Annotated in this window: 5 protein-coding genes and 1 pseudogene; 2 read left to right on the forward strand and 4 right to left on the reverse strand. The window is 72.0% G+C overall.

All coding sequences use genetic code 11. The features are described 5' to 3' along the window. Positions 1 to 378: 378 nt before the first annotated feature. From FV229_RS25305 to FV229_RS25315, 3 genes are all read right to left on the reverse strand, one after another. Positions 379 to 1,266, reverse strand: a complete 888-nt coding sequence (locus tag FV229_RS25305) for a cation diffusion facilitator family transporter (protein ID WP_147754572.1) — start codon at positions 1,264 to 1,266, stop codon at positions 379 to 381. A gap of 145 nt (positions 1,267 to 1,411) precedes the next feature. After that, positions 1,412 to 1,624: a hypothetical protein gene (locus tag FV229_RS25310; RefSeq protein ID WP_147754576.1), complete on the reverse strand. Its 213-nt coding sequence runs from the start codon at positions 1,622 to 1,624 to the stop codon at positions 1,412 to 1,414. A gap of 46 nt (positions 1,625 to 1,670) precedes the next feature. Further along, positions 1,671 to 1,913 (reverse strand): hypothetical protein, encoded by a 243-nt coding sequence (locus tag FV229_RS25315; protein ID WP_147754573.1) that lies wholly within the window; start codon positions 1,911 to 1,913, stop codon positions 1,671 to 1,673. A gap of 144 nt (positions 1,914 to 2,057) precedes the next feature. Between FV229_RS25315 and queA the strand changes: the two genes are divergently transcribed. Together queA and tgt are read left to right on the forward strand one after the other, a co-directional pair. Then, the gene (gene queA / locus FV229_RS25320) at positions 2,058 to 3,158 is read left to right on the forward strand and encodes a tRNA preQ1(34) S-adenosylmethionine ribosyltransferase-isomerase QueA (RefSeq protein ID WP_147754574.1); all 1,101 of its coding nucleotides are present in this window, start codon (positions 2,058 to 2,060) and stop codon (positions 3,156 to 3,158) included. Between the two features lie 268 nt (positions 3,159 to 3,426). Beyond that, entirely contained in the window at positions 3,427 to 4,563 is a 1,137-nt protein-coding gene (tgt, locus tag FV229_RS25325; protein WP_147754575.1) for a tRNA guanosine(34) transglycosylase Tgt, read from the forward strand. A gap of 15 nt (positions 4,564 to 4,578) precedes the next feature. Here the strand turns inward: tgt and FV229_RS25330 are convergent. Beyond that, a pseudogene (locus FV229_RS25330) lies at positions 4,579 to 4,862 on the reverse strand (hypothetical protein); the annotation flags it as partial.

Raw genomic sequence — 4,862 nt, forward strand, 5'->3', positions numbered from 1 at the left:
CACCCGGACAGGGCGGCCGCGCAGGCGAGCGACACCGCGAGGCGGGCCGCCCGCCGGCCGCGCCGGCCGGCATTGCGATCGACAGGAGAAGCACACACCATCATAGGCCTTCAGCCGCACCATGCTCGGCCACGCTCCGTTCGATAACAACCTGTGAACGTATCGTGGCACCCGGTACAATCTGAGAACCTGGTTAACGAACTTTGAAACCCCTGGGTCCTATCCCACCATAAGTTGCATCGATCCGGAGGCGTGGCAGAATGCGCAGACGCGCCGGCCGGCAGGCGTCGCCTCGGAATGCGGTGGGTCCGACGCGCCCCGCGACGGCGAGGCGGTCATCCGCCGGACCTCATGGTTTCCTGGTCTCGAGACGCGGTCTCAGAGCACCGGCACGCCGCGGAACTTCGCGTGCTCGGCCGGCTCCACGTGGATCACCACCACGGCGCCGGGGATCGTGGTCTCCAGCGCGTCCTCGAGCCGGTCGCAGATCTCGTGCGCCTCGCGCACGCTCATCTCGCCGGGCACGACGAGGTGGAAGTCGATGAAGGTCGCCTGACCGGCGTAGCGGGTGCGGACGTCGTGCGCCTCCAGCGCGCCCTCGCCGTGGAGCGAGATCAGCGAGCGGATCTGCCCGACCATGTCGCCGGGCGCGGCCCGGTCCATCAGGCCGTCGACGGATTCGCGGACCATCTTCCAGCCGGACCAGAGAATGTTCAGGGCGACGAGCCCCGCGACCACCGGATCGAGCACCGGGATGCCGGTCACCAGCACCAGGACCACGCCGACGAGCACGCCGCCCGAGGTGAACACGTCGGCGAGCACGTGGCGGCCGTCGGCGACCAGGGCCGGCGAGCGCCAGGCCTTGCCCCAGCGCAGCAGCGCCCACGCCCACACCGCGTTGATCGCCGTGGCGACGGCGTTGATGGCGAGGCCGATGGCGGGGGCGTCGACGGGCCTGGGCGCCAGGATGCCATAATACGCCTCGCGCAGGATCAGCAGCGACGCGACGATGATCAGCGATCCCTCGATCACCGCCGAGAAGAACTCCGCCTTGTGGTGGCCGTAGGGGTGGTCTTCGTCGGCCGGCAGCCCGGCCACCCGCAGGGCGACGAACGCACTCAGCGCCGCGACCACGTTGATGATGCTCTCGAGCGCGTCCGAGTACAGCGCGAGGCTGCCGGTGAGCCAGTAGGCGAGGAATTTCAGCCCTGTGACCGCAAGGCCGACGACGGCGCTGGCGAGGGCGGCTTTCTGGGTGCGGCTCATGGCGGGTCCGGGGAAACGACCCGGCGGCTCTAGTCGACCGCCCACCCGCAAGGCCACGGCAAAGGTTCAAGGCCACAGCACAGCTTCGAGGCTGCTGCACACCTTGCACGCCGGGGCAAGGAACTTAGCCGAAGCTATCTTGTGATCAGGCGGGGGAGGCGGCTCCGCTCGCGCGGGCGGTCTCGCGCGCCTCGCTCTGCGCCCCCCGGGCCCGCGCGTCTGCGGCCCGGCGCAGGAAGCGCCGCTTCTGCCAGCCGAACCGGGCCGCGGCGGCGAGCGCTTCGAGGCGGGTGGCCTCGCGCGCCCAGTAGCCGACGAGCTGCCCGTCGAGGGTGGTCCGCTCCGCCTGCGCCGTCATCCGTCCCTCCGCCCGCCAGGGGCTCACGCTTGGTTTCCGAGAACGCTCAACGCGGCGGGGCCGGTTCCGCGGTCTCCTCGACGACCAGCGCCTCGGCGTCGCCCTCGAAGCTGCCGGCGCCGTCGGGCACCGGGGTGGACGGCGTGCCGAAGGGCGTGCTCGGATAGGCCTGCTCGAATTTTTCGCGCGCCTCGGCCGGGTCCGCGCCCTTGAGCACGATCTGCGGCTTGCCCGGCAGAGGCCAGCGCGGGTCGGCGGGATCGCGGGGGCGCACGGCGTACCAGGGCATGGAGGCTCCGAGTCGGGAAGCAAAGCGGGATCGACGCCCGCCGTGAACGGAGGGCGGTCGGACGCGGTTCCCTGCGGGCTCCGTCGCATCGATTGCCCCCGCCCGGATTGATTCCCGGCGCGGGGCGGTGCAGGTGCCGGCCCCATGCGCGTGGACCTGTTCGACTTCGACCTGCCCGAGGCCAGCATCGCCCTCCGCCCGGCCGAGCCGCGCGGCGCCGGACGCCTGCTCGTCGTGCGCCCCGGCGGAGGCTCTCACCGCGACGAGCTGGAGGATGCGCGCGTCGCCGACCTTCCGGGCCTGCTGCGCCGGGGCGACGCCCTGGTCTTCAACGACACGCAGGTGATCCCGGCGCGCCTCCACGGCATCCGCACCCGTCCCGGCGCACCGGGCCAGCGCACGGAGGTGATGCTGCACCTGCGCGAGACGCCCGAAAGCTGGCGCGCCTTCGCGCGCCCGGCCAAGCGCCTGACGGTCGGCGACCGCATCGCCTTCGGCCGCCACGGGGCCAGCGAGCCCTGCGAACGCGGCGGCCTCGACGCGACCGTCGCGGCCAAGGGCGAGGGGGGCGAGATCACCCTGCGCTTCGACCTCGCCGGGCCGGCCCTCGACGAGGCCGTCGCCGCCGTCGGGGAATTGCCGCTGCCGCCCTACATCGCCGGCAAGCGCCCCACCGACGCACGGGACGCCACCGACTACCAGACGGTCTACGCCCGCAACCCCGGCGCCGTCGCCGCCCCCACCGCAGGCCTGCACGTCTCCGACGACCTACTGGCGCGGTGCGACGCCGCCGGGATCGGCCGCCATACGCTCACCCTGCATGTCGGGGCCGGCACCTTCCTGCCGGTCAAGGCCGAGGACACCGCCGACCACCGCATGCACGCCGAGGTCGGCATCCTGGATGCCGCGACCGCCGACGCCCTCAACGCGGTGCGGGCGGCCGGCGGACGGATCGTGGCGGTGGGCACCACCGCGCTCCGCCTGCTGGAGAGCGCCGCCGACGCGGAGGGGCGGCTCCACCCCTTCGCCGGCCCGACCGAGATCTTCATCACCCCCGGCACGCGCATCCGCGCGGTGGACGCGCTGATGACCAACTTCCACCTGCCGCGCTCGACCCTGTTCATGCTGGTCTCGGCCTTCTCCGGCCTCGACACCATGCGCGCCGCCTACGCCCACGCGATCGCGGAGGGCTACCGGTTCTACTCCTACGGCGATTCGAGCCTGCTGTTTCCCGCCCCGGTCTGATAGGGTTTTTGCCGAACGCGCCTCTTCCCATCCCTGCAAGCAGGTCGCCGAACGCGCCGATCTCTTAGACTCCGCTTCCAGACCCTCCCCGTCATCCCGGGGCGCCGAAGGCGAGCCCGGGATCCAAGAACCGCAGGTCGTGTTCCAGCCTGGCATCGTCGGCGGCTCTGGATCCCGGGCTCTGCTGCGCAGCCCCGGGATGACGGAGGGACCGGTCGAGGAGAAGGAGAGAGGTGCGATCCGAAAGCATCTGGAAGCCGTCCCCGCCATGTCCGACACAGACTTCGCCTTCGCCGTCCACGCCACCGACGGGCAAGCCCGCACCGGCGCGATCACCATGCCGCGGGGAAAAATCCGGACGCCGGCCTTCATGCCGGTCGGCACCGCCGGCACGGTCAAGGCCATGTATGCGAGCCAGGTGCGCGACCTCGGCGCCGACGTGGTGCTCGGCAACACCTACCACCTGATGCTGCGCCCCGGCGCCGAGCGGATGGCGCGGCTCGGCGGCCTGCACCGCTTCATGCGCTGGGACGGGCCGATCCTCACCGATTCCGGCGGCTTCCAGGTGATGTCGCTCTCCGCGCTGCGGAAGCTCGACGAGCAGGGCGTGACCTTCCGCTCGCATGTGGACGGCACCGCCCACCACATGTCGCCGGAGCGCTCGATCGAGATCCAGGGCCTGCTCGGCTCCGACATCCAGATGCAGCTCGACGAGTGCGTGCGCCTGCCGGCCGAGCGCGAGGCGATCGAGAAGGCGATGCGCCTGTCGCTTCGCTGGGCCGAGCGCTGCCGCACCGCCTTCGGCGAGCAGCCGGGCAAGGCGCTGTTCGGGATCGTGCAGGGCGGCGACGTGCCGGAGCTTCGGATCGAGAGCGCCCGGGCTTTGGCAGACCTCGACCTCAAGGGCTACGCGATCGGCGGCCTCGCGGTCGGCGAGCCGCAGGCGGTGATGCTCGCGATGATCGAGACGGTGGAGCCGCACCTACCGAGCACCAAGCCGCGCTACCTGATGGGCGTCGGCACGCCGGACGACCTGATGCGCTCGGTCGCGCGCGGCATCGACATGTTCGATTGCGTGATGCCGACGCGCGCCGGCCGCCACGGCCTCGCCTACACCCGCCACGGCCGGATCAACCTGCGCAACGCCCGCCACGCCGAGGACACGCGGCCGCTGGACGAGGCCTCCGCGTGCGAGGCGTCGCGCGCGTATTCCCGCGCCTACCTCCACCATCTCGTGCGCTCCGACGAGATCTTGGGGATGATGCTGCTGACCTGGAACAACCTCGCCTACTACCAGGACCTGATGGCGGGGATGCGCGTGGCGATCACGGAGGGCCGGCTCGACGCGTTCTGCGAGGAGACCCGCGCGGGCTGGGCCAGGGCCGAGCGCGACGCCGCCGGCTGAAAGCCCTTTCGCGCATCACGGATGCGCCAGCACCCGGTAGCTGCCGTCGGGGGCGTTCGCGCCCGTCTCGGCCGCCGCCTGCAGGCCCGCGACGACGCGCGCCGCCACCGGTAGGCGGTAGTGCAGGGCGTCCCAATAGTTCTCGTCGCGCGTGGTGATCGGCGAGGGTAGGCGGAAATCCACCACCACCGCCCCCCGCGCCTTGCCGATCGCGGCGACACGGCGCTTGCAGGCGGCCTCGCGCGCCCCCTCCGGCGTGCCGGCCGGCGCTTGCGCCGCCACGTGGACCGGCATGAAGG

Source organism: Methylobacterium sp. WL120, from assembly GCF_008039465.1.
In the GTDB taxonomy this organism is placed as follows: Bacteria; Pseudomonadota; Alphaproteobacteria; order Rhizobiales; family Beijerinckiaceae; genus Methylobacterium; species Methylobacterium cerastii.